The following is a 25,765-nucleotide window of genomic DNA, read 5'->3' as shown; positions in this document are numbered from 1 at the left end:
TTAACCCGGCTTTTTCAAAAATTTGGATGGATTTTGCGGTTTATCTTTGTGCCGGATTTCGAAATGCAAATGCGGTGCCGTAGAACGCCCGGTATTGCCTACTTCAGCTATTTTCTGCCCCTGCAATACAACCGCTCCAAGACTCACTAAACGCTTCGATGCGTGCGCATATCGAGTCACCAAGTCATCGCCATGGTCAATCTCAACCATATTACCATACTCAGGATGATGATCTGAATAGATCACCACCCCGCCCGCAGCGGCTTTTATCGGCGAACCCACCTCCACAGCAAAATCGACCCCCTCATGAAACGCCTTTTTCCCGGTAAATGGGTCGATCCGGTATCCATAACCGGAAGAATACCAATCCGTCTCAACGGGCATTTCGGAAGGCAGCACAAACTTCGTTATCCGGTCATAACGCAATAAGGAATCAAGCGCCCCCAGCTTATCCGTTCTTTCATTCAGCATATTCGACAGTTCCTGAAGTTTATGGCTAAATTCCGAAAAGGATAGCTCTTCGGATGACAAGTCATTCCGAGCGCCACCTTGCCCCGGGGTTCTCTTAAATGAAAAATCCCGCACTTGAATACCGGAAGATTCCGCCAGACGTTCGCCCAATGCATCCAAACGCAATAGTTGCGCCTGCATCTGCCCCAACTTACTCGCCATCAGATTCAGATTATCTTGCAAATGCGTTTGAATTTTTTGATGCCGCTCTTCTTGCGGATTAACCAATACTGCCCTTAAGACAGGCGCATCGATGCGATCAGCGTAGCGTAGTGAAATGAAATTCAAACACAGCGCCGCTACCAGAATAATGAATAAAAAAGCACCCATTGATAATACAATGTGTGCTTTAGTTAAAGTTAGTTTACGCGCTCGGTCCGAATTACTGGAAATAAAAATAATATTCATACTTTTTTATTGGATATTGGTGAGATAACCATGGCCCCTCATAAAGTTGACGCTTATTTCGATTTGCTTGGCAAAACGCCTGAATATACGCATCTGTTCAAATTGGCCCAAAAATTGCGCGAAGACCAATCCACATTTTTTAAGCTTATTCCAGCTCAATTGACACAATATTGCAGCTTAGGCCGGACCAAGGATAGCAGACTTACTGTACTGGTCGGCAATGGCGCCATTGCCGCGAAGCTCAAGCAGATCTCCCCATCATTGCTGCTCAAGCTGCAAAAGCTAGGTTGGGAAATTACTGCAATTCAAATTTTGGTGCAAGCAGATTCCATTTCAAAAAATACAAAAAAACCAACAAATCAAGAACATATCATTAACAAATTAAAACTGAGTCAAACCGGAAAAACATGCCTGAATCAATTAGCCGCAACTTTGGCCGATTCCGAATTGAAAAACGCCATTCAGTCGTTCGTAAAGAAACACCCAAACGATTAAATTGCCCCTTTCTTCCCTACAAAAACAGGGAATCAAATCGGCATTCACAAACGGCCGCGCACCCTAGCAAACAAATTACACTTCATTCCGGCTCACCTACAGTTTTTCATGATGCATCAACAGCTTTTCCGATATCAGCAAGCCTGCCCAGTTTGATAAAAAATACCGGCACTATTCGCAACGCTCGTTGTCTACTGTTTTTTTGTTGAATCGAAGTCTCGTATATAATGCAAAATTGTTGGTCAGTTTTTTCATCGTAACAGAAGTCTCTCCGAATTTTATAAGCTTCTAAATTTTAGATGACAAATCATCTCCTGCCGATGCAGCACCTAAGTTCCAATCACTCAATCGAACCTAGAAAAGCAATCCTATGAATGTTTTTTACGAAGAAGCTGGAACCTTTAAAGTAGGCGCCATTCTGGCTGATAACAACACTTCGCTGCAAATAGAGACTGTTCATGGCAAGCGATCAAAAATCAAGACAACAGCCGTTCTGTTCCGATTCGATACGCCACCGTTAGCCGAATTCATGAGTCATGCGCAAAAAATCGCCGCTGAACTGGATCCGGATTTTCTCTGGGAATGCTGCCCGCAAGAAACCGAGTTTGCCAGCAATACGCTTGCGGCCGATTACTTTGGCCATGCTCCAAGCCCGGTTGAGGCGGCCGCCACGTTGCTGCTGCTGCAAAGCGCACCGATGTATTTCTACAAGAAAGGACAAGGCCGCTATAAAGCCGCACCGCCGGATGCACTGAAAGCCGCGTTGGCCGGTCAGGAAAAAAAACGTCTGCAAGCAGCGCAACAAGCGCGTTATGTCGAGCAATTAAGCCAATTCATTTTGCCCGAGGAATTCAAACCCCTCAGCACCAGCTTACTCTACAAGCCGGAAAAAAATTCCCTGGAATGGAAAGCGCTTGAAACCGTTTGCGCGGAAAAAAAACTCACCGTCACAAAATTGATGGAAAAATGCGGCGCCATTCCATCTTCGCACGATTATCATTTCGATCAGTTTGTGCGGGAATATTTTCCCGAAGGCATCGGCTTTGGTGAATTGGAAACACACCCGATCGGCGATGTTCTGCCCGATTTACGCTGTACCGATGTTGCCGCATTCAGCATCGACGACGCCTCAACAACAGAAATCGACGATGCGTTTTCGGTTACGCCGTTAGCGCTGGGCAGTTTCCGTATCGGCATCCATATCGCAGCGCCGGCTTTGGGCATCCACCTCGAATCGCCGCTTGAGAGCGTTGTTTCCTCAAGACTATCGACTGTTTACCTGCCTGGAAAAAAAATCACCATGCTGCCGGACTCAGTCATCAATCACTTCACTCTGGCTGAAAATAAGTTGTGTCCCGTGCTCTCCCTGTATTTGGATGTCGCGGATGATTTCACTGTCATCGGAGCGGAAAGCAGGCTTGAAAAAATCAAAATTGCCGCCAACCTGCGTCACAATGCGCTGGAGCAGCACTTCAACGAAACCGCCTTAAGCAAGGGCGATTTCACGCATGCGTTCAGCAAGGAATTCAGCTTGTTATGGAAATTCGCCTGCAAGATGGAGACTCAACGGGGCAAAACCAATGACAGTAATAGCGACAAAATCGACTATAGCTTCGAAATCAACGGCGAGCATGTCACGATCAGCGAGCGCCGGCGTGGTTCGCCGATTGACAAGGTGGTGTCGGAATTAATGATTTATGTCAATACGGAATGGGGAAAACAATTGACCGATGCCGGCATCACCGGTATTTTTCGCAGTCAGGCCAACGGCAAAGTAAAAATGAGCATTTCCCCTGCTCCCCATCAAGGTCTGGGTGTTTCTCAATACGCCTGGAGCAGTTCGCCGATGAGACGTTACGTTGATTTGATCAATCAGCGGCAACTCATTGCGATGCTGCGCAATGAACCTCCCCCTTATGACAAAAACAGCAATCAACTGTTAATCGCCATGCGCGACTTTGAAACCGCTTACGGCATTTATGGCGAATTCCAGCGCGCCATGGAACGTTACTGGTGCTTGCGCTGGTTGTTGCAGGAAAAAATTCAAATCATCGATGCGCAAGTGATTAAAGAAAATTTGGTAAAACTGGATCATATTCCATTTGTTACGAGGGTTCCGTCGCTCCCCGAAGTAGCACCGGGCACCTATGTCAAACTTAAATTATCCGAAATCGATTTATTGGATCGCACCCTGCATGCGGAATTTTTGCAAAAACTGGATGCGTGAATGCGCGCTGCAAAAATTTTCAATGAATCATGTGACAAGCGAAAAGTTGTTACCTAAAATAGCGCGGTCTTTCGCCAGTTTATAGACTTAATTCAAGGCTTGACCTTTAGGCTGTGACCATTCAAACACCCGCAACCTCGTCAGTAGCACCGGACGGCTCTCAATACCTGCGAACCAATCGCTTGTCTGTCGCGATGGCCGCTTCCCTGTTATTGCATGCTTTTATATTTTTCGGTGTGACTTTTCAATTTCCCCAGCCGAAGCTGGACAAAATCGCTTCATCGCTGGAAGTCGTGCTGGTCAATAACAAGACGCTGACGAAACCGAAAGAATCTCAATTGCTCGCGCAAGACAATCTGGACGGTGGCGGCAATACGGATGATGACCGCCGGGCAAAAACGCCCTTCCCGGTGCTGCCGAAAAGCAAACCGGTCATCAATGAAAGCGTAGCGCAACGAAAAGTTAAGCAGTTGGAACAAGAGGCTAAAAAGCTGATGGCGGCCGTCAGCGAAACACCACAGATACCGCAACCCGTTGAGCAAAAAAGTGAAGCCGAAAGCCCGCAAGCCGCGATGGATCCCACCGAATTACTGCTACGCAGCCTGGATATTGCCCGCCTGCGTGCACAGGTCGACCAAGACCATGACAACTACCAGAAACGCCCTAAACGTAAATTTGTCGGCGCGCGCACCAAAGAATATCGCTTTGCGCGCTATGTCGAGGACTGGCGTCTCAAAGTCGAACGTATCGGTAATTTGAATTACCCGGAAGCCGCCAGAAAAGAAAAGCTCTACGGTAATCTGCAACTGACCGTCGGCATCCGCGCCGACGGCAGCTTGGAATCCATTGAAATCAACCGTTCCTCTGGAGAAAAAGTCCTTGATGAGGCGGCCGTCAATATCGTAAAACTCGCCGGGCAAAACGGATTCGCACCGTTCCCGCCGGACATCAGTCAGGATACGGATATTCTGCACATCACCCGCACTTGGGTATTTGCATCCTCGGATATGTTATTGAGTCAGTAACCATCAATTCAAATATGACCAGAGGCTGCTCCACTCATGCTTGATTCCTATGCCGTCATCGGCAACCCCATCGCACACAGCAAATCACCGCTGATCCATACCGCGTTCGCGCAGCAAACCGGCCAGGCCATGCGATATACCGCCATTCTGGCGCCGCTGGATGGTTTCCGTGAAACCGTGGAAAGCTTCCGTCAACAAGGTGGCAAGGGCCTGAATGTTACCGTGCCGTTTAAGCTGGAAGCCTATCAACTGGCAACCCGGTTAACCGAACGGGCAAACATCGCACAGGCCGTCAATACGCTTAAATTCGAAAACAGTGAAATTCTCGGTGATAACACCGATGGCGCAGGATTAGTCCGTGACATCGAATGCAACCTGGGAATTTCCATTGCAGACAAACGCATACTGCTGATGGGAGCGGGCGGTGCCGCGCAGGGGGTGATTCTGCCGCTCCTTCAGCGCTACCCCTCGCTACTTGCGATTGCCAATCGCACACCGAAAAAAGCCGAAATACTGCAACAAAAATTTATTATCCACGGCAATATCGTTTCTGGCGATTTTATGCATTTCTCCGGCGAGAATTTCGACCTTATCATCAACGCAACTTCCGCCAGTTTGCACGATGCATTACCCGAATTACCCGCCGGAATTTTTGCACACACCGCGCTCGCCTATGACATGATGTATCGTCCGGAGCCTACGCCTTTTCTCAAATTCGCCTGGCAAAACGGAGCGCAACAAATAGCCGACGGAATCGGCATGCTGGTCGAACAAGCAGCGGAATCTTTCTTTCTATGGCGCGGTATCAGACCTGAAACGAAACCCGTCATTGCGCAGTTGAAATCATTCATCTGATTCAGTCTGTCAGGTGAGTGGATCCAGAATCGAAGAAGCACGGTAATTAGGCACCCGAACAGCCGACTTAATCACCGTGCATTTTTCTAATTGACAATCGACGCTACATTACTGGCAGTCGATATATTGCCCGCCGCATCAAAAGCTTTCACCGTGTAGCTATAAACAGACCCTGTTGCAACTCCTAACGAGTCGGTATAGCCGGTCGAAGTGCTTACTGCGATTTTTGTCCCGTTCCGGTAAATGTTATATCCCGCAACGGCTACATTATCCGACGAAGCATTCCAAGATAGCGTAACCTGCGCAGAGGAGGAAGATTTTGTCTTTCCTTTTCCTTTTGACGTGTTGGTGGTAGTTGTAATCGTTTTCAATGCAGCCAGAAGCGAAGCAGGTACTGTAGGGGCAATGGAATCCGCATCAAAACAAGACACCCCTGCGCCGCAGGGAAAGTCATTCCATATCTCCAATCCCGTCATATGATTATCTACTGATACATTACCACCACTATAAGGGTTGCTGACAAAAATCCGGGTTATGGGAAGATTGTAATCTCCCATATTCGGACCGTGGTGATCGACAATCACTTGACCATCGATCGCTGCCCAATAGCGCCCGTCGCTGCCGCCTGACCGGTGCCAATAAACTTCAAATTTAGACCACTTGTCAACAGGTACTGGGACAGCGTGATTAGTCTCAATCCAGTAATCAGTCGGCGTAAACGGACCATTAGCAACATTATCGCCCTTTGTAGCCCAATAAAGTTTTCCATCAGATCCCTTATAGACATAGATGGTGATACGATAATCGCCAGGCCAGCTATTGTTATAGCCACCCGTTTTGAACTCGAAATGAGTACGCCAATTTCCACCTGGTACTGTACTATCCAACTGTGTTTCAAAATCTGCTTGATACTTAAACTGGTAAGATATGTACAGGTTATCGACATCCCCAATATTCCAAGGCCTGTTGATTACCAGTGGAGCTTGTGTACCACCCGCACCCACTGGCGATTTTATCTTCACTTGCTGGAAAAGCTCATTAACTGGTCTTCCATCCGGTCCGGTAACCGACCTGATCTCATTGGTTATGTAATTTCCAATCGTTGAGGAAGTAATCGGATCAACAGTAATCAATTGAACACCGGAGAAATCTGAACCCAAGGCAGAAACCGGCCAAGTATATCCGGTTTCCTTGTCGGTACCGTTGATAGCTTGCCACGCCCCATAAGTACTGAAGTTATATGGTGATCCAAGTGAAATACCGGAACCAAGGTTCGATCTAAAAAGCAAATTAGCCGCATAGACCGCAGGAGTCGTAAAACTAATGATAGTAAGCAGCAATAACATGATAATTATCATGTCGGCATTTGCCCGGGTAATGCAATTAGTGCCGGATTCTTTTATCTGTAGCAGCTTGCTGCTGAATATCGGCAAACTGACAGTGTGTAATACATGATTATTAATACTCATAATTAGGTTCCTCCTTAGAGTTAAAAGGACGGAACTGCGTGGATATGCATGTCGAAGTTCTTCATCGACACTTGTCGAATCACATCCGTGATTAAGACGAGAGCGCTATCTGGCAGTCCTGCCATCGTGGGGCATTTGCCCGTTAGATCAGTGACTTTGCGTCCCCTGCTTTCGCAGAGTTTGCCTTTTTCATACTGCAATAAGATTTACAAGCACGAACTATGCCAGTCAGAAATTTTTTATTAATTTACAACTAAAGAAAATACATTTAAAAAATACATTAAATGTAATTTTCTTTATAGATGATCGGGAATGAACCAATAGAGAAATGACAGTTCTTGTCATTAACTAACAAGAACCGTCAACACTGCGCGACAAAATGCGCGGAAAACGTAATCCGGCAAGAAGCCGGATATAAAACCCCACCGATCCAAGATTTTATTAGTACCAGTACAGCGCGGGCGGTTATACTTTCCAGTCATCAAATTGCAAACTATTCAGCGTATAAGCACAGGCTGAATTTTCCCGACGATAAAACCGCCTTGCCGGCACAAACCCGTTATGACTGAAACCGATAACAACAGCGATCAAGAAGACGCACCGACGCCGCTGCAACAGGCCACGTTTCTGCTGCGCAAATACAAGCTGGTCGAGGGATTGGTGAATCTGCAGGATGCGCCGGACGAATCGCTGGTTCATTCCGCAGTGCAAAAGCAAAACCTGTCCGAGCTACAGCATTTCCTGGATGAGCTCCATCCCGCCGACATTGCGCTAATCCTCGAAGCGCTGCCGATGGAAGACCGGTTGCTGATCTGGAGCATGGTCAAAACCGACCGCGACGGTGAAGTGTTGCTGGAAACCTCCGATGCCGTGCGCGCCACGCTGATCACCGACATGGGCAACCAGGAACTGGTCGCCGCGGCGGAATATCTCGACGCCGACGAGATCGCTGATCTCGCGCCGGATTTGCCGCAGGAGGTCATGGACGATGTTTTCCGCTCGCTGCCCGTGGAAGAACGCGAACAAGTACGTGCCGCCATGTCGTACCCGGAGGATTCTGTCGGCGCCCTAATGGATTTCGACGTCATCACGATCCGCGAAGACGTGCGGCTGGAAGTGGTATTGCGCTATCTGCGCCGGTTGGAAGAAATGCCGGATCATACCGACCAGCTCTTCGTGGTCGACCGCAATGAACAGTTGAAAGGCGTGTTACTGATCAACCGCCTGCTGGTCAGCGATCCGGACACGCTGGTCGCCGATGTCATGACCGGGGAAATGATCACACTGCACCCGGATGATGTCGCGCAGCAAGCCGCCAATGCGTTCGAGCGTTACGACCTGGTTTCCGCTTCCGTGGTGGATGACGACGGCAAACTGCTGGGCCGCGTCACCGTCGACACCGTGATCGATTTCATCCGCGACAAAGCTGAAAACGAAGCGTTGAACCTGGCCGGTTTGAGCGAAGAAGAGGATCTTTTCGCGCCGGTCTTGAAGAGCGTGCAGAACCGCTGGGTCTGGCTGGCCGTCAATCTGGTCACCGCGTTCGTCGCCTCGCGCGTCATCGGCCTATTTGAAGATTCCATCGAAAAACTGGTCGCACTCGCCGCGCTGATGCCGATCATCGCCGGCATCGGCGGCAACTCCGGCAATCAAACCATCACCATGATCGTGCGCGCGCTGGCGCTGGATCAAATCAACACCAGCAGCGCCTGGAAACTCATCAGCAAGGAAGTCGGCGTCAGCATCGTTAACGGCCTGCTGTGGGGAACCATCGTCGGCCTGTTCACCTTCGCCATCTACCAGAACGCCGAACTCGGGCTGGTCATGACCCTGGCGCTGGTGCTGAACCTGCTGCTCGCCGCGCTACTCGGCGTCTTGATTCCGCTCACCCTGCGCAAATTCGGCCGCGACCCGGCCATCGGCTCCAGCGTCATGATCACTGCCGTGACGGACAGCGGCGGATTCTTTATTTTTCTGGGATTGGCGACTGTCTTTTTGTTGTAAATAAGAAACATGCAATTGCTCGCTAGAACTTCACCACAAAATAAGGAGCACATTTAGTGAAAACAGTCATGTGCTCTGTTGTGAAATTAATGTTTTACATTTTGATCGGATTAAATATCTCAAGTGCCTTCGCCATAGATGAGAAACCGACAGACATCATACAAAAAACTGCCGAGCAGCAACCAGGTTCCGAGACCACGCCTATCTTCATAAAAAAACTAGCTACCAATGAAGAAGAAGCGGCAAGCGAAAAAGAAGAAAAAGAACGCGAGAAGAAATTGGCTATAGACATTGAAACACTCAAAGTGGCAGGAGATGCCAGAGATGCTTCCAAAGATGCCGCTATGTATGCTCTCTATGGGCTTTTTATATCGCTCTCTGCGGTAGTAATAGCTTTTTTTCAATTGTGTATGTTCAGAAACCAATTGAAGCTTATGAAAATCTCCAACGAAACCGCTTCCAAAGCGGCTAACGCCGCACTTGAAACTGTCAATCTCGGAAGAGACCAGTACACTGCAGCCCACCGACCATGGATCAAGGTTCAGCTGAATCACGCGGGAGACTTGAAGCGCGATAGCGATGGTCGTTGGGCTATTAGTCTGGTCTTTAAAATCAAAAATGTCGGTAACATTCCCGCACAAAACGTTTATCCGAATCCCGGGTTTTATGCTGGTGAAGGCTTTGTCGATGAAGTCAAACAAGCCCAATTGAAGTTGGCTACTGAGTACAAACCAATCGCTAATCATATTGGGTTTACGATCTTTCCAGGTGAGTCGATTAAAATCTACGTTACCATTCATGTAACCAAGGAAGTTGCTGAAAACAAAGACCTCATACATTTCAGTGATTGCCTCCCACGATTGTTTATTGTCGGTAGTGTTCACTACAAATCCACCTTTGATGAAAAGCCTCATAGAACCGGCTTCATCAGAGCGTTTGGATATTTTGATGCAACCACGGGAAAAATCACACTCATTCCCAAACAAGATAGCATCAGCCAAAGAGAACTTAGAATCAATCCACATATTTCTGGCGATGGATACACTGATTAAGAATAGCCCAACACTAGGAGATGGTTTACCGCTTAATCATCAATATCGTTAGATCCATATTTAGAAAGAATTTAGAATATCTATGAATTTCCTAACCTTCCTCGGCACAGTCCGCGGCAGCTCCCCGCCCAACCCGCCCCGACTCGGTCTAAGAGTCGCCAGAGCTTGCGTGGCCCAGCTTCATCAAGGCGGCATTTCGGTAGAGCTGATCGATCCGCTGGATTTTGACCTTGGTTCGATATTCAAACCGCACTTTTCTTATGCGCCGGGCAAAGCACCCGCTCAACTCCAATCCTTGGCGGACAAGATTGCCGCCGCGGATGGCTATGTCATGGTGAGTCCGGAATACAATCATTCGCTCAGCCCGGCTTTGGCGCATTTGCTCAATCACTTCGGCAGTTCGCTGTTTTCGTACAAACCCAGCGCGATCGTCACGTATTCGGCGGGACAATGGGGCGGTGTCAGGGCGGCGGTGGGGATGCGGTCTTTTCTGTCGGAATTGGGTTGCTTGCCGGTTTCGGCGATGATTCATGTCCCGAAGGCGCATGAAGTGCTCGCTGAAGACGGCAATTTTCTTGCGTCTATTGATGCGGAAAGATGGTCGAGCTATTTTGCCCGATCCTTTGCGCAGCTCACCTGGTGGGCCGCCGCCGCACAACAGCAGCGGCAGACAGCCGACCCGCAAGCGCTGATTCCTGCTTTTAAGAAAAACCCGGCGCAAAGAAACACGCCCTGAAAACCGGCCACCAGCCACCAGGCACCGCGCCGGATGCAAAAAAGCCAGCGCGGCAGCGGCACATTCAAGTATCCTACGCGGTTATTCCGCACACACCGTGAATCATGACGCAATACCAACTCTTCGCCACCACGCCGAAAGCGATGGAAGGCATACTCGCCAATGAAATCGAGGCGCTCGGCGGCAAAAACGTGCAGCAGAAACTCGCCGGGGTAGCTTTTCAAGGCGATCTGGCGCTGGCGTATCAAGCTTGTTTATGGTTGCGCACCGCGAGCCGCGTGTTGTTGCTGCTCGGCAGTTTCGAAGTGAAATCGCAGCAGGATCTCTACGATGGCGTGCAGCGCATCGACTGGTCTGCACATTTGAACGCCGACGACAGCCTGGCGGTGTCGTTCAGCAGCAAGAACAATGCGGCGATCAACAACACGCATTTCGGCGCGCTCAAAGTAAAAGACGCCATCGTCGACCAAATACGCGCCAAGTTCGGCAGCCGTCCCAATGTCGATACCGAGTACCCCGACATCCGCGTCAACGTCTATCTGCACAACGACACCGCGCAACTGAGCCTGGATTTGTCCGGTGAGAGTTCGCATAAGCGCGGTTACCGCGAAGTCAGCATCGCCGCGCCGATCAAGGAGAATCTGGCGGCGGCGATTCTGCTGCGCGCCGGTTGGCCGGAAATCGCCCAGCAAGGCGGTTCGCTGCTCGATCCGATGTGCGGTTCCGGCACGCTGCTGGTGGAAGGCGCGTTGATCGCCGCGGACATCGCACCGGGATTGCAGCGCGATTATTTCGGTTTTCTCGGCTGGAAGCAGCACGACCCCGCGCTGTGGCGCGGCATCTGGAACGATGCACAGCAGCGCCGCGAGATTGGCTTGAGTAAATTGCCGGTCATCGCCGGATTCGACCAAGACCGGCGCACCGTCGTCGCCGCGTTGCAGCATGTCGAGAACGCCGGATTGGCGGGAAAAATCCACATCGAAAAACGCGATATCGCCGACGCTGCCGCAGCGGAAAGCTGGCCGAAGGGTCTGATCGTCTGCAACCCGCCGTACGGCGAGCGGCTCGGCGATGAGGAACAAGCGGCCGCACTCTACCGCCGCTTCGGCGAAGTTTTGAAACAGCGCTTTACCGGCTGGCAAGCGGCGATGATCATCGGCAACCCGGAATTGGGTTTCAAGCTGGGCATACGCTCGCAAAAACCGATCACGCTGTTCAATGGCGCGCTGGAATGCAAACTGCTGCGTTTTGCCATCGAGGAAAAAGCTTTTTTTGAACCGAAAACGCAATCGCAGCAGGAACGTATCGACGTCATCAGCCGCCGCGCGCAATCCGGGCAAATCGACAGCCAAGCGGAGATGTTCGCCAACCGCTTGCGCAAAAATCTGAAGAAACTGGCCAAGTGGGCGAAACAGAATCACATTCATTGCTACCGGCTGTACGACGCCGACCTGCCGGAATACGCTGTGGCAATCGATGTTTATCAGGGCGAACAGACTTGGGTCAACGTGCAGGAATACGAATCGCCGAAAACGGTCGATCCTATCAAAGCGAATCAGCGGCTAGCCGGAATCATGGCGGAAATACCCCAAGTGCTGGAAATTCCTGCTGAACAAGTATTTTTAAAAATACGCCGTAAGCAGAAAAGCACCGATCAATACGAAAAATTGGGCGACTCGCGCCACTTTCATGTCGTGGAAGAAAGCGGTTGCAAGTTTTGGGTGAATTTCGAGGACTATCTCGACACCGGGCTGTTTCTTGATCACCGCCCGATGCGCTTGCTGATACAGCAACAAGCCAAGGGCAAGCGCTTTTTAAATTTATTCGCCTACACCGGCAGCGCCACAGTGCATGCGGCAATTGGCGGTGCGGTTTCGAGCGTCACGGTGGATATGTCGAACACGTATCTGGATTGGGCCAGACGCAATTTCGTCCTCAACGGCATCGGCGATGATCATCATCAACTGGTGCGCGCCAATTGCCTGGAATGGCTGGCCGCACAAGCCGCTGCAAAACGGAAAAAGCAATTCGACCTAATCTTCCTCGATCCGCCCACCTTTTCCAATTCCAAGAAAATGGACGAAGCCTTCGACATCCAGAAAGATCACGTGCAACTGATCCGCAACGCCGCAGCCCTGCTCGCACCGGGCGGTATTTTGTACTTTTCAACCAACTTCCGCCGCTTCAAGATGGACACGGACGCATTGAGCGGTTTGATCATCGAAGACATCAGCAGCCAAATGATCCCCGAGGATTTCAAGCGCGACGTCAGAATTCATTACTGTTGGCGGATTTCCCGGCGGCACGATCAACCATCATAAAAGAAAGCGCCTGCAAGATACCTCGATCGACAAATCATCGATTATCAGCACGTTTTAAATGCGGCATTATTGATGATGGTACTCCTTTAGGGAATATGAAATTTGTTAGTAATATAGGATTATGAGAAAGAAAAAAAGTACTTCTGAGGGCAATGGTACTAATAAATCGGGCGTATCGTTCTATTCTCCAACATTGTCTTTACCGGTATTGTAATTGCCTGTAGTCAAACTCATCTCATCTGTATTTTTGTCATTTCCAAAAAATAGATGTAAATAGCGGAGTAAAAATGTACCACTGAGGCGCACTGAATTTCGCGGGAATCTCGGAATAAAAGTGTACCAGTCTGAAGCCTGTAAGCTGATGCGATTAGCATCAAGTGAAAGGCGATGAGGATGTATACAGTGGAACTATATGTAAAGATTCGACGTGCGGTGATGGTAGAAGGCAGAAGCGAGCGCGAAGTTGCGCGTTATTTTGGAATTCACCGCAAGACTGTGAAGAAGATGTGTCAATACGCTGCACCGCCGGGTTATCGGCGCAAGCGCGAACCCGTATCTCCCAAGCTTGCTCCTTTCACTGGCATCATTGATGCTATTTTGGAAGCTGACAAACAAGTGCATGTTAAGCAGCGCCATACTGCGATACGGATATTGGAGCGGTTGCGTGAAGAACACGGCTTTACTGGTGGTTATACCATCGTACGTAACTATGTTAACAAGGCTGCAATTCGGCAGAAGGAAATGTTCATGCCGTTAGTGCACTTGCCTGGCCATGCCCAGGTAGACTTTGGTGAAGCCGATGGCTATATTGGTGGCAAACTGGTTCGATTCCATTATTTCTGCCTTGATATGCCGCATTCGGATGGTTGCTTTGTCAAAGCCTATCCAACTGAAGATACCGAATCCTTTCTGGATGGGCATGTTGCTGCCTTTGCATTTTTGGGTGGGATACCGCAATCGATCCTGTACGACAACACCAAGATTGCGGTGGCCAAGATACTGGGCGATGGCAAACGCCAGCGTACCAAGGCATTCAGCGAGCTGCAGAGCCACTATCTGTTTGAAGACAAGTTTGGGCGACCGGCCAAAGGCAACGACAAGGGGAAAGTTGAGGGCATGGTTGGTTACAGTCGCCGCCACTTCATGGTGCCGCTACCCATTGCTGCTGATTTTAATGCCCTGAATGCAAAATTGTTGGATGGGTGCATCAAGCGCCAACAGGCCAAGTTGCGGGGTCAAACTGAAACCATCGCTGAGCGCATGAAACGCGATACGGCTGCATTGATGGCTTTACCTGCAGTTGCTTTTGATGCCTGCCATAAGATTTCCACGCGTGTATCTTCATTATCGCTCGTGCGTTATCGAAGCAACGATTACTCGGTGCCTACTCAATACGGTCACTGGGAGGTACTGGTGAAGGGCTATGTGGATCGCGTAGAGATTTGCCTGGGCACAGATACGATTGCACGTCATGCGCGCAGCTACGGTCGGGAAGAATTCATATACAACCCCTTGCACTACCTGGCATTGTTAGAGCAGAAACCGCGTGCGCTCGATCAAGCGGCACCCTTGCAAGATTGGGTACTACCTGAAGTATTCGATCGGCTGCGTCGCGTGTTGGAAGTCCGCATGGAACGCCGTGGCCGCAAGGAATATATCCAGATTTTGCGGTTGCTGGAGAATTTTAGCCTAGCGCAAGTTGAGCAGGCAATCAAACAAGCGATGGGGTTCGGTACAATTGGTTTTGATGCCATCAAGCATTTGATTCTGTGCGCGATAGAGCAACGACCTGCCAAGCTCGATTTGATGCTCTATCCCTATTTACCCCGTGCCAGCGTGAAATCCACTGAACCACGATCGTATTTAAGCTTGCTGCAAGGATTCAAGTCAAGCCAATCTACGGAGGTGCGTTATGACTGATACCTCTATTCCCACCACGGTCGCGCCGCAAGTCTTGCTGATCAATCACTTCAAGACCCTAAAGTTACCAACCTTTGCACGTGAATATGAAAAGGTGGGACTCGAATGCGCACGTGAGGATGTTGATTATGCACGCTATTTATTGCGACTATGCGAACTGGAATGCATTGATCGTGAACGGCGGAATACCGAGCGGCGCATACGTCAGGCGAAATTCCCAGTAATTAAAAGCCTGGATACGTTCGACTTTGCTGCAATACCTGGACTGAATAAATCATTGATACTGGAGTTGATGCGCTGTGAATGGATCGATAAGCGCGAGAACATCATTGCGTTGGGCCCATCAGGCGTTGGCAAGACTCATATCGCATTGGCTTTAGGGCTGGCTGCCTGCCAAAAAGGCATGAGCGTTTTATTCACGACAGCTGCAGCGCTGGTGCATGAGTTAATGGAGGCGCGCGATGAAAAGCGATTACGTACCTTGCAAAAGCAATTGACCAACGTCAAATTGCTGATCATCGACGAACTGGGTTATGTGCCATTTACTGCAATTGGTTCAGAGCTCTTATTCGAAGTATTCAGCCGTCGATATGAACATGGATCCACTTTAGTCACATCGAATTTACCATTTGATGAGTGGACCAGTGTGTTGGGATCAGAACGATTGACCGGTGCGCTGTTGGATCGCTTAACCCATCATGTTCATATTCTGGAAATGAATGGAGAATCGTATCGCCTGGCCGCAAGCAAGAAACGGCAAAAGCAGACAGTACAAACCAAGCCTATAGAAAAGGAGGATGCCAGACCAATATAAAAGATTTTAGGGGAAACACTGCGCCTTTACTGAAACCCAAGAAATAAAAAATCAGAGGCGCAAAACCAGAGGTTAAATCCCTCTTTTTATTAACCTAACTGGTACACTCTTCGCGCGCTATTTGGTACCCTTTTACTCCGCCATTGACAAATAGAGAAAGTTGAAGCAAACTTAGGAAAAATTGCTTGATGAAACTCAAATAAGCAAAATTGCATCAGCTGAACGGGAAATCAGGCTTATTATTTTGAAATAAAAAATTTTTAGGAGTACTTTAAATGCGTTCATTATCTGTTTTAACGTTTCTTGCTTTAGCAAGCGGACCGGTTGCAGCGGCCCCCGTAGTTTTCGACTTCGCGAACCTTAAGTACAACGGTTCCGTCAACAGCGGATTCTTGCCAACAGATGGTGTTGCTTGCAGCGGCGGTGATCTGTGCAGCTCTAATATTGCATCATCACTCAGCGGCGATCTCACTTTCACCAATGGCGGTCTTACTGTCCATGCGAAAGGCTCATACGATAGCAGCGCTTTCGGTTCAGGCGCTGCGGTTGTTCAAGATCATGAAAATGGTTACAACGGTAAGCTCTCCGGCAAAGATGCCATCGGCGCCGGCTTAGGCGTTTATCACTTAAAAAGTGACACCAGTGACGACAACATTACTTCAAAAGAAAAAATCTGGTTGCATTTCGATCAATCAGTAGCGTTATCTTCGGTCGGTTTTCGCGCAGAAGGACACAATACGACGGGTTGGATTTCTAATGCGACTTTCCAATACAGTTTCGACAATTCCACCTGGACTACCGGTTTGCTGCCAAAGGATGTCGGTCAATTCGCCTTGAGTCACACCGGTCAAGATTTCTACTTTAAATTCGGCGGCAGTCATGCCGATCAATTTTATATCAGCTCTATGACTGTGTCGGCAGTTCCCGAACCGGAAACCTATGCAATGCTGCTCGCAGGTCTGGGTATAGTGGGATTCAGCGTACGCCGCAGAAAATAGCAAGAATTCGTCTGATCTCGCTAAGCGTATCTGCAAGCTTACGCCGGTACAGCAGAGCATCGATAAAGCGTTGGTTTTTTCACTTTTCTCATTGCATAGCACCGCTGTGCAATGAGAAGTCAAACGATATCAATCATTTCTCAATAGAATCAAGCATTCTCTCAGAATCACATCGTCGACCATCCGCGTTTTTCGAGTTCCTGCAAGAACTTAAATCCGCAATATCCAATTACTCTGGAAGAGACATTCGTTCGATCTGGGCGTTATATTATCTTCCAAATGCAAAATCAATCGCCCGCGACCCTAAATCGCAGCGGGGTCAGCATAAATGACTGCATGTCGCATCACCGTGCCGGCATGCAATTTTCTTCACGAATTACTGCATTCTTGTTTTAGCTGAACCGCGAACGAAAGTATCCAGGAGATAACTCAAATACAAGGTAAGAATGATATCGGATAGCACCCAGCCCATCATGGATTCAGGCAACTCAAATGCCACCGCCATGTTATAGAAAACGATCCCCAAAATCATAGTGGAGAAAATTAGAACTTGGTTGTTTCTCATAAAAACTCCCTTTAACAGAAATTATTTGAAATCATTTCAGAGTCTTTTTTGACAGCCGCCATTCAAAACTTCACAAAATGTTCACATATTATTCACAATAAATTTACATTTGTCTATAGATTTATTGGTGAGATAACTTTATTCAAATAATTTAAGGCAATTTCAAAGCGCAATTTGCCAGTGTCAAGGGTAGGTTTAGCTTGATTTCAACACAGCCTGTCCAGCACAGTAGCGCTTCAAAATCTTCTCAAAGACCGCGTCACTTATCTGCCACACTCTTCCGATGCACCAATTGATACAACACCGGCACCACCAGCAATGACAGCAACGACTGCGACAGCGTGCTGCCGATCATCACCGTCGCCAGCGTACGCTGCACCTCGGCACCGGTACTGGTGCTCAGCGCCATCGGTAGGAAGCCCAGCGACTCCACCCAGGTCGTAATCAGCACCGGGCGCAACCGCAACAGCGATCCGGTGCGGATGGCGTCGTCGAGTTTCAATCCCTGCTCGCGCAGATCGCGAATGAACGATAGCAGCACCAAGCCATCTAGTACCGCCACGCCGGACATGGCGATAAAACCGACCCCGGCGGAAATCGACAATGGAATACCGCGCAACCACAGTGCCACGATGCCGCCGGTAATCGCCAACGGTACCGCGCTGAATACCAGTAAGCTATCGCGGAAACTGCCGAGCATGGTGTACAGCAAAAAAAACACCAGCCCGAGCGCCACCGGGATGACAATCTGCAAGCGTTGCGCTGCCATGATCAATTGCTCGAATTGCCCGCCCCACGATAACCAATAACCGGCAGGCATTTTGACTTGCTTGGCGATATGTTCCTCCGCTTCCATGACGAACGACCCGATGTCACGGCCGCGCACGTTCGCGGTGATGACGACACGCCGTTTACCGTTTTCCCGGCTGACTTGATTTGGGCCTTTGGCAATGCGCAGGTCGGCCACTTCACCCAACGCCACATAGACCGGCAAAGGAACCGCCGGCGCATTCGGCGCACCCGCCGGATTAAGGACAGGAAGCTTGACCGGCAAGCGTTTGAGCGTCTCGATGTCGCCGCGCAAGTGTTCCGGCAATCGCACTTGCAGTTCGAAACGACGGTCGCCTTCGAAAATCAAACCAGTGGTTCTACCGCCGATCGCGATATTGATCGCGTCTTGCACATCGCTGCCGTTAAGACCGTAACGCGCCATTTTTTCCCGGTTCATTTGCACCGACAGTACCGGCAGACCGGTGATTTGTTCGATGCGTACATCCGCCGCGCCGGGCACAGCTTTGACGATCTTTTCGATGCGCTCGGCGAGATTGAGCATGACGTCGAGATCGTCGCCGAACACTTTGACCGCGACATCCGCGCGCACGCCAGATAACAGTTCGTTAAATCGCATCTGAATCGGTTGCGTGAATTCGTAATTGTTACCCGGTACTTTGAGCACCGCCTGCTCCATCGCTGCGATCAATTCCTCTTTGTTGCGATACTTCCCCGACCATTCGGATTGCGGTTTGACAATGATGAAAATATCCGCAACGCTCGGTGGCATCGGGTCGGTCGCGATTTCCGCCGTACCGATTTTGGAAAATACCCGGCTCACCTCGGCAAATTTCTTGATCGTCTCTTCCAGCTCATTTTGCATTTCAATGGCCGTGCTGAGACTGGTGCCGGGAATGCGGATGGCGTGCAGCGCGATGTCTTCTTCATCGAGACTAGGAATGAATTCACTGCCCATGCGCGTGGTCAGCAACAGGGAAAGGATCACGATGACGGTGGCGATGGTCACCGTCAGCCCCTTGTTATTCATCGCCGTATCAAGTGCGGGAGCGTAAATATTTTTCGCCCACTGCACTGCGGCGCCTTCTTTTTCCATCATTTTGCCGGACAAGAACATGGCCACCGCCGCCGGAACGAATGTCACCGACAAAAATACCGCCCCCAGCAGCGCCAGCAACACCGTGTACGCCATCGGATGGAACATCTTGCCTTCCACGCCGGACAATGCGAACACCGGCAAATAAACCACCATGATGATGATCTGCCCAAATAGCAGCGCTTGCCGCACCTCCTTGGAGGCATCGAACACGATCGCGAAGCGTTCATCAGCGGACAATAACCGCCCTCGTTTCTCCTGCTCCAAGGAAAGCCGGCGGATGCAATTTTCGACAATGATGACGGCGCCGTCGACGATGATGCCGAAATCGAGTGCACCCAGGCTGAGCAGATTGGCGCTGACATTGCTGGCCACCATACCGCTGATGGTAAACAGCATCGACAGCGGAATAATCAGCGCGGTGATCAGCGCGGCGCGCAGATTGCCGAGCGATACGAACAACACTACGATGACCAGCGCGGCACCTTCCATCAAGTTATTGGAAACGGTGTGGATGGTTTTGTCGACCAGCATGGTGCGGTTATAGACCGCCGTCGCCGTAACACCGGCGGGCAGGCTGCGGTTGATCTCGGCCAGCTTCTCCGCCGCCGCCTGCGAAACGGTGCGGCTGTTCTCCCCGATCAGCATATGCGCCGTGCCCAGTACTACTTCATGGCCGTTCTGGGTCGCGGCGCCGGTGCGCAATTCCTTTCCGATCAGCACATCAGCGACGTTTTTGACGCGTATCGGCACACCCTGGCTACTGCCCAGCAGGATATCGCCGATTTCGACCAGATCGGCCACCTGCCCGGGCACCCTGACCAGGTATTGCTCACCGCTTTTTTCGATATAGCCCGCACCGACGTTCAGATTGTTGCGCTCCAAGGCAACCACCAGATCTTGTAGCGTCAAGCCGAAAGAAAGCAGCTTCTCAGGATACGGCGCGACATGAAATTGCTTGACATAGCCGCCGACCGAGTTGACCTCCGTAACCCCCTTCACCATGCGCATGCGTGGTTTGATGATCCAATCCTGCAATTCGCGCAAATCCATCGACGTGTACGGTGTGCCGTCCGGTTTTCGCGCAGCGGGATCGGCATCGATCGTCCACATGAAAATTTCACCCAAACCGGTGGAAATCGGCCCCATCGTCGGCACAATCCCGACCGGCAACCGGCTTCTGACTTCCTGAATGCGCTGGCTGACCAGTTGCCGCACCAAGTAGATGTCGGTGCCGTCCTTAAAAATCACCGTGACTTGCGACAGACCATAGCGCGACAAGGAGCGGGTATATTCGAGACCGGGCAACCCGGACATCGCTATCTCGATCGGAAACGTGATGCGCTGCTCGGCTTCCAGCGGAGAATAGCCGGGCGCTGTGGTATTGATTTGCACCTGCACGTTGGTAATGTCCGGCACTGCGTCGATCGGCAGTTTCATGTAGTTGTACATGCCGAATGCGGCCATCGCCAGCACCGCCAGCAACACCAGCCCGTGCTGGTATATCGACGTTTTCAAAATGCGTTCAAACATGATTTTTCCTTGGGTAGCGTGTTCTTAGGACTGGCTAATGGTCATGCGACGCCCCGGCTTTATCGATATCGGCCTTGATGGCGAAGCTATTGCCGGAAGCATAATGTTCGCCAGCAGAGAACCCTTTCAATACTTCCACCATTTTGCCGTCGCTGCGGCCCAATTCCAGCGGACGCGCTTCGAAATAACCGCCGTAGCGGCCGAACACCACGGTCGAGTCGCGGAATGTCTGAATGGCTTGCGCTGAAACCGCAACCGGCACTTCGATTTCGTCCGACACCAATTCCACGCTAACGAACATGCCGGGATGCCAGCGGCCATCCTGGTTATCCAGAATGACCCGCGCCGTAGCCGTGCGTGTCTGCCCGCCGATCAAGGTGGTGATATACGTGACGACGCCTTCGCCTTCGACATCGTACGCGGTAGCCTTGACCGCGGCTTTCTGCCCGACCCGGACGATGCTCAAATCCTTCGGATACACCGTAATGGCAGTCCAGACCGTCGACACATCGGCCACGGTAAAAATGGTGACATCGTCTTTTAGCACGGCACCCAGCGCAACCGTCCGGGTAATGATCAGCCCGGAAATCGGTGCGCGCACTTCATAGCGGATCAGTTCTTTTGCCGGTAATCCCGCTTCGGGACGCACGCCGAGCGCTTTGAGTTTTTCCGCCGCCAGATCGGAGCCGATCTTGGCCTCGTTCAACGCCAATTCGGCCGCGAGATAATCCTGCTTGGCCGAAATCTTTTCTTCCCACAACTGCTTTTCCCGTTGATAAACCGTGCGCGCCAGCGCCAGCCGCTTCTGTGCCGCCATGTACTGGCTATTCAAATCCGCCAGCATTTGGCTTTCGATCACCGCCAGCACATCGCCTTTTTTCACCATCTGCCCCGGCTCGAAATTCACTGCCGCCACCACCCCCGGCAAACGCGGCACCACCTGCACGATCCTGTCAGGATTAAACACAATCTCGCCCGGCAATTTGAGTGTGGATTTAATGATCGCCGGTCCGGCCGTTTGTATTTCGACACCGATCGTTTTCAGCATCTCATCGGTCATTTCCAGACGCGCCTCGACTTGACTGAAGCCCCAGCGGTATGTCCGGCCATTGTGTTCGGCAGCGATCGCCAAGTCGAACGAATGCGGCTCTTCGATCACTTGATCGCCCAACAGGTAATCCGCTTCGGGCGCAAATTTAATCAGTTGTATCGGTGCGCCAAGGCGCGACAATGAAATAGAGACTTTGGCCGCAGCTGGCGGAAGCAACTTGCCGTTTTCATACAGATAAACGCGGAATTGCGGCGGCACGCCTTTTTCAAAAATTGTCAACTCCAAGCCGAAGCCATCGCCAGTAAACAGCTTACCCCCCCTCGGCCCGGTATCCGGTTGTCCCTCTCCGGTTTTATTATCGGCACCGCCATTCGCTGTTTCCGCCGTTACCGCGGAAGGCTTTTCCAGCGTCAAAATCAATCCGCCCAGCACCACGCCTATGGCGATCACAATCAGGATGGGCATTAAGCGCGCTTTATTCATCATTTGATCCATTTTTCTCACCGCTGCGGCTAACGTTCGTTGATTTCATGTTGGGTTTGATGCTCTCGATCGGTGCTGCGATCAGGCGTTCGATATCGTTGATCAGCCGTTGATAGTTCGCCAGCGCGCGCACATAGAGCAATTGATTCTGAAACAGCACTCGCTGCGCATCGAGCAATTCCAGCAAACCGAATTTGCCCAATTCGTAACCTCTGCGCATCACATTGAAGGCACTCTTGGCGCCGGGCAAAATTTCATCGCGCAAAATATTGATTTCGTTCCAAGCGGCCGACATGGCCTCGTACGATTGCGCCAATTCGGTTCTGAGCCGCACTTCCGTCGCTTCTTGTTCATCGACGGCTTTATCCACGCGCTGATACGCTTCTTTCAGATTACCTTGGTTGCGATCGAATAACGGCAATGGAATCATCACGCCCGCCACCGCCGTGGTACCGCCTAATTGGGCATGATGCACAGCTCCTGCATTCAGGGTCAGATTTGGGATGCGGCGGGTTTGCTCGACTTCGAGCAGCGCTTTGCGATGCTCGATATTCTTCATTGCCCGCAACGCCATCGGGTTTTCCAGAACACGCGCTTGCAGTATTTGGTAATCAGGCGGCGCAATTGCTGTTTCCAGCGTCCCCAAGGCTTTAGCAAACTGCGGCGTAACGCTATCCCATAACAAGGCCAGTCGTTTTCGCGCCGACGCCAGATCCCGCTGCGCTTGCTCAAATTCGATGCGCGCTGTGGATAATCCGACTTTGGCTCGGGTTTCTTCAATGGGCGGCACCTTGCCTGCCTGCACCCGCAACACCACCGTGTCCACCACATTCTGCGCCAGCTGCCTGGTTTCTTCCGCCAGCTTGAGCCGCTCCTGACCGGCCAGCACTTCGGTGAATACATTCGCCACGCGCGCTATGATCTCGACGCGCCTGGATTCATAATCCCTGGCGGCCAACTCCTCGTTCAGCCGGGCGGCGCCGACCCGGGCGGCACGCTTGCCGCCCAGTTCGATCAACTGGCCGATACGGATGGTGGTCAGCTGCTGCACCACCTCCTGCGATACCGAGTCCTGCGAGTTGATGTCGCCGCTCAGCTTTTGTATGTTGCCGGGATTTTCAACATTCACCGACAGCTCCGGGTTTCTCAATAACCCCGCTTGCAGGGTTGCGCCTTCCAATGCACGCATTTCCTTGGCGAACGACGCCAGTTCGGGATTACGGAGTAAAGTCAGATTGATGGCGTCACGTAATGTGAGATCACCCGTTTCCTGCACGGATGCTTCCGCGCTTTGATTTTGAATGCCGCTCGGCATAGCACCAAAAGAATCGGCGCTAACTTGGGGCTGGTGCGCGAAACCCAGCAAAAATATCAACCCTGGCAATACGCACCGTAATCGGGCCACCACCCGATAGCCGAGTATCATCGGCTGATCGCTCAAACTCATAAAATTCCTCCCCATAGGCCTACACAACCGCGAAACGGATCACCATCGATTTGAATTGATCCGTTCCTTGCGTCATCAGGGATCGCCACAAGCAATCCATAAACAACACAACGATTCAGTTTAATCTACGCAATCAGTGGGTTTCGAGGCGGACGCAGGGGCAAATCCGGAATTGTTTCGGGGATAAAGGAAGAAATAAATACCGCGATGATTTCCGACACGATGACATCGGGAAGCAGCGGCAGAGAATTAAAGAAGAACGGCTGGTATTGTCCCGCAGAGTGCAGGCATAAATGCGTTGCCGCATCCAGATCGACACCGTCCCAAGCTACATTGTTTCGATGCGACTCCAGATGCGTTGCAGGATCAGCGGACAGTGATTGGCGAATATGATCCAACTCATGGGCGAATACTTCACCTCTGAACGATAAGCTCAGTCCATTCGTCAGTATGCTGACAATCAACACAAAGATAACAGCATAAGCCGGATATTTCCGCATAACGAATCAATCTACAAAAAATGAAAACTTCATTCCAGCGCAATGATTCCACATAATGATGCTATTTGCAATCAGGAAGTTCATGAAAAAATGAACTATTAAACAACTTCCACACCCTCCGCCGCCAGCATGTCGATCAGCGCAATCAGCGGTAATCCGATCAAGCCGTTGGGATCATCTCCGGTCATGCGTTCAATCAGCGCGATTCCAAGCCCCTCCGACTTCGCACTGCCGGCACAGTGGTAGGGTTGCTCCTTGCGCAGATAGTTTTCAATCTGCTGGTCACTCAACGGCCGGAATTTCACGCGATAGGGAATTATCCTCATCTGTAACCGGTCAATGGCACTATTGTACAAACATAACGCAGTATGAAAAACAACCTCCTTGCCCCGGACCAATTGCAATTGTTTTATCGCATTTTGATGATTCAATGGTTTGCCGAGCGGGATATGGTCCAATGCCGCCACTTGATCGGAACCGATAATGAGCGCTTGCGGATGTGCTTTGGCCACGGCGCGGGCTTTTGCTTCGGCCAGGCGTTCGGCCATTTCTGCAGGAGATTCATTGGGCAGCGGTGTTTCATCAATTTCGGGGTGACTGGTTTCAAAGGGGATTTGCAGCCGCTGCAACAATTCCTTGCGGTAAATCGAGCTGGATCCCAATACGATCAGCTGGGTATTATTTTGTATTTTCAAAATTTCCTTCTGTATTTTTTGACACTTACGATTAAAAAATATAACATGCGCGCCTTATGTCTGATAGGTTAGTCATAGATTCCCTGGATTTCATACGTAATGCAGGCAGTCGCCAGGGTAAAATTTCGCTCATCGATTTTGTACGCTTGCATGATCTGCTTTTCGACCAGGAAGGGGAGCTAATCTATCAAATCAGCGGTCGATTCGACAAGAATGAAAAGCCGGGGTTAGAGTTAGAAATACAGGGCAAAATTCACCTTAATTGCCAGCGTTGCCTCGACAAATTAGTGCATCATATTGATTTGCAGACATTTCTTATACTAGCCAAAAATGAAGAAGAGTTGGATCTTATTGACGAAGACGATACGATCGATGCTATCTTAGCGGTGCCTGACTTGGATGTTACGCATTTAATCGAAGATGAGATTATTCTCAGTTTATCGATGGCATCATGCCACACGGAGGGTGAATGCAGTACGCTTAAACTACAATCAGCAGAAAGCGATTTGATCGACAAAACACAATCAGCACATCCCTTTGCAGTATTGGCAGCATTAAAAAAGACAAATTGAGTTCAAGGAGTTATTAACATGGCAGTTCAGCAAAATAAAAAATCACCATCAAAACGCGGCATGCATCGCTCGCATGATTTTTTGACCAATCCGCCGCTTGCTGTTGAATCCAGCACTGGGGAAATTCATTTGCGTCACCATATCAGTCCGAATGGATATTATCGTGGCAAAAAAGTGGTTAAAACCAAAAACGACTAAAG

20 protein-coding genes, 1 pseudogene and 1 riboswitch are annotated in these 25,765 nt (G+C 50.4%); of the genes and pseudogenes, 13 read left to right on the top strand and 8 right to left on the bottom strand.

Translation table 11 applies throughout. The annotated features are described in order from the left end of the window. Positions 1 to 918: a M23 family metallopeptidase gene (locus HRU77_10775; GenBank protein ID QOJ21130.1), complete on the bottom strand. Its 918-nt coding sequence runs from the start codon at positions 916 to 918 to the stop codon at positions 1 to 3. A 30-nt stretch (positions 919 to 948) separates the two neighbouring features. Between HRU77_10775 and HRU77_10770 the strand changes: the two genes are divergently transcribed. The 4 genes from HRU77_10770 (at position 949) to aroE (ending at position 5,520) form a co-directional block, all read left to right on the top strand. Continuing rightward, on the top strand, positions 949 to 1,413 hold the full coding sequence (locus HRU77_10770; GenBank protein QOJ22144.1) for a DUF721 domain-containing protein: 465 nt from the start codon (positions 949 to 951) through the stop codon (positions 1,411 to 1,413). A gap of 370 nt (positions 1,414 to 1,783) precedes the next feature. Then, positions 1,784 to 3,640, top strand: coding sequence for an RNB domain-containing ribonuclease (locus tag HRU77_10765; protein ID QOJ21129.1), 1,857 nt, complete (start codon positions 1,784 to 1,786; stop codon positions 3,638 to 3,640). A gap of 194 nt (positions 3,641 to 3,834) precedes the next feature. Continuing rightward, entirely contained in the window at positions 3,835 to 4,665 is an 831-nt protein-coding gene (locus tag HRU77_10760; protein ID QOJ22143.1) for a TonB family protein, read from the top strand. Positions 4,666 to 4,701: 36 nt separating this feature from the next. Further along, complete coding sequence (aroE, locus tag HRU77_10755; GenBank protein ID QOJ21128.1) at positions 4,702 to 5,520, top strand: shikimate dehydrogenase; 819 nt, start codon at positions 4,702 to 4,704, stop codon at positions 5,518 to 5,520. An 86-nt stretch (positions 5,521 to 5,606) separates the two neighbouring features. Here aroE and HRU77_10750 read toward each other — a convergent pair whose 3' ends face one another. Then, positions 5,607 to 6,989: a hypothetical protein gene (locus HRU77_10750; GenBank protein QOJ21127.1), complete on the bottom strand. Its 1,383-nt coding sequence runs from the start codon at positions 6,987 to 6,989 to the stop codon at positions 5,607 to 5,609. 108 nt (positions 6,990 to 7,097) lie between these two features. Beyond that, a riboswitch (cyclic di-GMP riboswitch) is annotated at positions 7,098 to 7,184 on the bottom strand. Between the two features lie 366 nt (positions 7,185 to 7,550). Here HRU77_10750 and mgtE point away from each other — a divergent pair. The 7 genes and pseudogenes from mgtE (at position 7,551) to HRU77_10715 (ending at position 16,834) form a co-directional block, all read left to right on the top strand. Continuing rightward, on the top strand, positions 7,551 to 8,993 hold the full coding sequence (gene mgtE / locus HRU77_10745) for a magnesium transporter (protein QOJ21126.1): 1,443 nt from the start codon (positions 7,551 to 7,553) through the stop codon (positions 8,991 to 8,993). A gap of 56 nt (positions 8,994 to 9,049) precedes the next feature. Beyond that, entirely contained in the window at positions 9,050 to 10,045 is a 996-nt protein-coding gene (locus HRU77_10740; GenBank protein ID QOJ21125.1) for a hypothetical protein, read from the top strand. Between the two features lie 82 nt (positions 10,046 to 10,127). Next, positions 10,128 to 10,781, top strand: coding sequence for an NAD(P)H-dependent oxidoreductase (locus HRU77_10735; protein ID QOJ21124.1), 654 nt, complete (start codon positions 10,128 to 10,130; stop codon positions 10,779 to 10,781). Between the two features lie 104 nt (positions 10,782 to 10,885). Further along, on the top strand, positions 10,886 to 13,102 hold the full coding sequence (rlmKL, locus tag HRU77_10730; protein ID QOJ21123.1) for a bifunctional 23S rRNA (guanine(2069)-N(7))-methyltransferase RlmK/23S rRNA (guanine(2445)-N(2))-methyltransferase RlmL: 2,217 nt from the start codon (positions 10,886 to 10,888) through the stop codon (positions 13,100 to 13,102). 393 nt (positions 13,103 to 13,495) lie between these two features. Then, on the top strand, positions 13,496 to 15,022 hold the full coding sequence (locus HRU77_10725; protein ID QOJ21122.1) for an IS21 family transposase: 1,527 nt from the start codon (positions 13,496 to 13,498) through the stop codon (positions 15,020 to 15,022). Further along, a complete protein-coding gene (locus HRU77_10720) occupies positions 15,015 to 15,836 on the top strand; it encodes an ATP-binding protein (protein QOJ21121.1) in 822 nt (273 codons plus the stop codon). Before HRU77_10725 ends, HRU77_10720 begins: the two co-directional genes overlap by 8 nt. A gap of 902 nt (positions 15,837 to 16,738) precedes the next feature. Then, positions 16,739 to 16,834: pseudogene (locus tag HRU77_10715) on the top strand (PEP-CTERM sorting domain-containing protein). 376 nt (positions 16,835 to 17,210) lie between these two features. Here HRU77_10715 and HRU77_10710 read toward each other — a convergent pair. From HRU77_10710 to maf, 6 genes are all read right to left on the bottom strand, one after another. Beyond that, a complete protein-coding gene (locus HRU77_10710) occupies positions 17,211 to 17,399 on the bottom strand; it encodes a C4-dicarboxylate ABC transporter (GenBank protein QOJ21120.1) in 189 nt (62 codons plus the stop codon). Between the two features lie 259 nt (positions 17,400 to 17,658). Beyond that, positions 17,659 to 20,817 carry a CusA/CzcA family heavy metal efflux RND transporter gene (locus tag HRU77_10705; GenBank protein ID QOJ21119.1) on the bottom strand — a complete coding sequence of 1,053 codons (3,159 nt, stop codon included), beginning with the start codon at positions 20,815 to 20,817 and terminating at the stop codon, positions 17,659 to 17,661. A 34-nt stretch (positions 20,818 to 20,851) separates the two neighbouring features. Beyond that, positions 20,852 to 22,351, bottom strand: coding sequence for an efflux RND transporter periplasmic adaptor subunit (locus HRU77_10700; GenBank protein ID QOJ22142.1), 1,500 nt, complete (start codon positions 22,349 to 22,351; stop codon positions 20,852 to 20,854). Continuing rightward, the gene (locus HRU77_10695; GenBank protein ID QOJ21118.1) at positions 22,344 to 23,798 is read right to left on the bottom strand and encodes a TolC family protein; all 1,455 of its coding nucleotides are present in this window, start codon (positions 23,796 to 23,798) and stop codon (positions 22,344 to 22,346) included. The genes HRU77_10700 and HRU77_10695 overlap by 8 nt, the downstream gene beginning before the upstream one ends. Before the next feature lie 125 nt (positions 23,799 to 23,923). Next, complete coding sequence (locus HRU77_10690; GenBank protein QOJ21117.1) at positions 23,924 to 24,298, bottom strand: hypothetical protein; 375 nt, start codon at positions 24,296 to 24,298, stop codon at positions 23,924 to 23,926. A gap of 98 nt (positions 24,299 to 24,396) precedes the next feature. After that, positions 24,397 to 24,993 carry a septum formation inhibitor Maf gene (gene maf / locus HRU77_10685; protein QOJ21116.1) on the bottom strand — a complete coding sequence of 199 codons (597 nt, stop codon included), beginning with the start codon at positions 24,991 to 24,993 and terminating at the stop codon, positions 24,397 to 24,399. A gap of 56 nt (positions 24,994 to 25,049) precedes the next feature. Between maf and HRU77_10680 the strand changes: the two genes are divergently transcribed. Together HRU77_10680 and rpmF are read left to right on the top strand one after the other, a co-directional pair. Continuing rightward, the gene (locus tag HRU77_10680; GenBank protein QOJ21115.1) at positions 25,050 to 25,565 is read left to right on the top strand and encodes a DUF177 domain-containing protein; all 516 of its coding nucleotides are present in this window, start codon (positions 25,050 to 25,052) and stop codon (positions 25,563 to 25,565) included. Between the two features lie 18 nt (positions 25,566 to 25,583). After that, entirely contained in the window at positions 25,584 to 25,763 is a 180-nt protein-coding gene (gene rpmF / locus HRU77_10675; protein QOJ21114.1) for a 50S ribosomal protein L32, read from the top strand. Positions 25,764 to 25,765: the final 2 nt, after the last annotated feature.

Source organism: Gammaproteobacteria bacterium, from assembly GCA_015709615.1.
GTDB lineage: Bacteria > Pseudomonadota > Gammaproteobacteria > Burkholderiales > Nitrosomonadaceae > Nitrosomonas.
This window is presented reverse-complemented; position numbering and strand designations above follow the sequence as displayed.

Bases quoted from the DNA above. Each gene is read 5' to 3' on its own strand.
- rlmKL (QOJ21123.1), top strand. From the start codon at position 10,886: ATGACGCAATACCAACTCTTCGCCACCACGCCGAAAGCGATGGAAGGC.
- HRU77_10705 (QOJ21119.1), bottom strand. From the start codon at position 20,817: ATGTTTGAACGCATTTTGAAAACGTCGATATACCAGCACGGGCTGGTG.
- HRU77_10770 (QOJ22144.1), top strand. From the start codon at position 949: ATGGCCCCTCATAAAGTTGACGCTTATTTCGATTTGCTTGGCAAAACG.
- mgtE (QOJ21126.1), top strand. From the start codon at position 7,551: ATGACTGAAACCGATAACAACAGCGATCAAGAAGACGCACCGACGCCG.
- HRU77_10680 (QOJ21115.1), top strand. From the start codon at position 25,050: ATGTCTGATAGGTTAGTCATAGATTCCCTGGATTTCATACGTAATGCA.
- HRU77_10725 (QOJ21122.1), top strand. From the start codon at position 13,496: ATGTATACAGTGGAACTATATGTAAAGATTCGACGTGCGGTGATGGTA.
- HRU77_10700 (QOJ22142.1), bottom strand. From the start codon at position 22,351: ATGAATAAAGCGCGCTTAATGCCCATCCTGATTGTGATCGCCATAGGC.
- HRU77_10720 (QOJ21121.1), top strand. From the start codon at position 15,015: ATGACTGATACCTCTATTCCCACCACGGTCGCGCCGCAAGTCTTGCTG.
- HRU77_10710 (QOJ21120.1), bottom strand. From the start codon at position 17,399: ATGAGAAACAACCAAGTTCTAATTTTCTCCACTATGATTTTGGGGATC.
- HRU77_10765 (QOJ21129.1), top strand. From the start codon at position 1,784: ATGAATGTTTTTTACGAAGAAGCTGGAACCTTTAAAGTAGGCGCCATT.
- rpmF (QOJ21114.1), top strand. From the start codon at position 25,584: ATGGCAGTTCAGCAAAATAAAAAATCACCATCAAAACGCGGCATGCAT.
- HRU77_10735 (QOJ21124.1), top strand. From the start codon at position 10,128: ATGAATTTCCTAACCTTCCTCGGCACAGTCCGCGGCAGCTCCCCGCCC.
- aroE (QOJ21128.1), top strand. From the start codon at position 4,702: ATGCTTGATTCCTATGCCGTCATCGGCAACCCCATCGCACACAGCAAA.
- HRU77_10750 (QOJ21127.1), bottom strand. From the start codon at position 6,989: ATGAGTATTAATAATCATGTATTACACACTGTCAGTTTGCCGATATTC.
- HRU77_10775 (QOJ21130.1), bottom strand. From the start codon at position 918: ATGAATATTATTTTTATTTCCAGTAATTCGGACCGAGCGCGTAAACTA.
- HRU77_10760 (QOJ22143.1), top strand. From the start codon at position 3,835: ATGGCCGCTTCCCTGTTATTGCATGCTTTTATATTTTTCGGTGTGACT.
- HRU77_10695 (QOJ21118.1), bottom strand. From the start codon at position 23,798: ATGAGTTTGAGCGATCAGCCGATGATACTCGGCTATCGGGTGGTGGCC.
- HRU77_10690 (QOJ21117.1), bottom strand. From the start codon at position 24,298: ATGCGGAAATATCCGGCTTATGCTGTTATCTTTGTGTTGATTGTCAGC.